General features: G+C 59.9%; 2 protein-coding genes. Both read right to left on the bottom strand.

The window, feature by feature from the left end; all coding sequences use genetic code 11:
- Window positions 1-206, bottom strand: a 206-nt coding sequence (locus HX873_RS31265) for an enoyl-CoA hydratase-related protein (RefSeq protein WP_177123830.1), incomplete at its 3' end; no start/stop codon positions are given.
- Window positions 207-215: 9 nt separating this feature from the next.
- On the bottom strand, window positions 216-446 hold a 231-nt coding region (locus tag HX873_RS31260), incomplete at its 5' end, for an acyl-CoA dehydrogenase family protein (RefSeq protein WP_256349689.1).

Here is a 446-nt window from a genome sequence, read left to right as displayed (position 1 = left end):
TCCTTGATGTCGGCACCGGCGGCAAAGGCTTTTTTCGAGCCGGTGAGCACGATGCAGCCGATTTCCGGGTTGGCTTCCAGGCTGTCCAGCGCCTGGTTCAGCTCACTGACCAGCTGTGCGTTCAGGGCGTTCAGCGCTTGCGGGCGATTGAGGGTGATCAGCCCGACACGGCCCTGGACGTCCAGCAAAATGCTTTCGTAACTCATAGAGACTCCTCAGAGATTGCGTGAAATGACCATGCGTTGAATATCGCTGGTGCCTTCGTAAATCTGGCAGACCCGCACATCGCGGTAGATCCGCTCCAGGGGAAAGTCGCTCAGGTAACCGTAACCGCCGAGGGTTTGCAAGGCTGCCGAGCAGACCTTTTCGGCCATTTCCGAAGCAAACAGCTTGGCCATGGACGCTTCCACCAGCGCCGGCTTGCCGCTGTCACGCAGGGCGGCGGC

This window comes from Pseudomonas sp. P7758, assembly GCF_013386485.1.
Lineage (GTDB): Bacteria > Pseudomonadota > Gammaproteobacteria > Pseudomonadales > Pseudomonadaceae > Aquipseudomonas.
This window is presented reverse-complemented; position numbering and strand designations above follow the sequence as displayed.